Annotated in this window: 2 protein-coding genes; one reads left to right on the top strand and one right to left on the bottom strand. The window is 43.2% G+C overall.

What is annotated here, in order from left to right; translation table 11 throughout:
- A partial coding sequence (serS, locus tag SORDD27_RS00820) for a serine--tRNA ligase (RefSeq protein WP_081103312.1) occupies positions 1-704 on the top strand: 704 nt, incomplete at its 5' end.
- Between the two features lie 23 nt (positions 705-727).
- Here serS and SORDD27_RS00815 read toward each other — a convergent pair.
- The coding region (locus SORDD27_RS00815; RefSeq protein ID WP_231069254.1) for a TDT family transporter at positions 728-1575 on the bottom strand (848 nt) is incomplete at its 5' end.

Genomic DNA, 1575 nt, shown 5'->3' with positions numbered 1-1575 from the left:
CCGAAGTCATCACGCCTTACATGGTTAACCATGACTCTATGTTTGGTACTGGTCAATATCCAAAATTCAAGGAAGACACTTTTGAATTGAAAGACACTAATTATGTCCTCATTCCTACAGCTGAAGTGCCTCTTACAAACTACTACCGTGATGAAATCCTTGACGGAAAAGACCTACCAATCTACTTTACCGCTATGAGTCCATCTTTCCGTTCTGAGGCTGGTTCTGCTGGTCGTGATACACGTGGCTTGATTCGTCTGCACCAATTCCACAAGGTTGAAATGGTCAAATTTGCCAAACCAGAAGAATCTTACGAAGAATTGGAAAAAATGACAGCCAACGCTGAAAATATTCTTCAAAAACTTAATCTTCCGTACCGTGTCGTTGCCCTCTCTACTGGGGACATGGGCTTCTCAGCTGCTAAGACTTACGACTTGGAAGTTTGGATTCCAGCCCAAAATACCTATCGTGAAATCTCAAGCTGTTCAAATACAGAAGATTTCCAAGCACGTCGTGCTCAAATTCGCTACCGTGATGAAGCCGATGGCAAGGTGAAACTCCTTCATACCTTGAACGGTTCTGGACTTGCAGTTGGACGTACAGTGGCTGCAATTCTTGAAAACTATCAAAATGAAGATGGTTCTGTAACTATTCCAGAAGCACTTCGTCCATACATGGGTGGCGCTGAAGTTATCAAACCATAAAAATAAGGCCTAGCTATTTCTAGCTAGACCTTTTTTCGTAACCAAATCAGATAAGCACCCAATACGAAGAATAAAATAGTGAGGCAAATAGCAGTTTCAGCCAAGACCAGATAATCCAGAAATGGAAGTTTCAAAATTCCCTGAGCCATCTTGAGCGAAGTAGCTGTGATAATGGTTGGGAAGGTGAGGGCTGAGAAGGCTGGTTGAAAGCCTTGTTTTAAAATATTGGGCAGGCGAGTTAACACAAAGAAAAAGAAAGACTGAGATGCCAAAATCATGACGATCAAGAGCCAAGTCGGTAGGCCTGCTCCTCCAACTCGAACTAGGGAAGCCAAGAGTAGAGAAAAGGGAGCACAGTAGATTCCTTCTTGTCCAAGCAAGGCTAGTGGGAGCGGATGTTTCTTTAAATCGCTATAAATAAGCGGATAGAGATAGAAGGTCAAGACAAAACCAAAACTCAAGGTCGCATAGGCAATTTCAATGATACCTACCAGAGGATAGGTCAAGGCTGCTACTGCTATCCCCACATAGAGCACCGTCCAGCTAGGAGTCGCATTGACCCTCCGACCCGGACAGGCAAATTTGATGGTAAAAGTAGCAATCAAAGCTAAATCCAAGAGAAATGAAAACCACCAGATCCCTTGTGATACCAAAGGAAGAGCAGGGAATACGCGAAAGACATAGGTCGATAAAATCATCCCAGCCATAGGAAAAGTGGCCATCCCTGATAAAAGAGGGGGCTTGGTCAATTCTTGCTTGGTTTCTTCCCAATTAAAAAGATGAAGAATCAGAAAGAAAATCCACAACACTAGACCAATCAGACTCAATAAATGCGACAGAACTGGCCAAGTATCTGCAATCAGATTTCCTG

Source organism: Streptococcus oralis (genome assembly GCF_001579025.1).
GTDB lineage: Bacteria > Bacillota > Bacilli > Lactobacillales > Streptococcaceae > Streptococcus > Streptococcus oralis_X.
The sequence above is the reverse complement of the archived record's forward strand: the minus strand, read 5'-3'. Positions and strand labels throughout refer to the sequence as shown.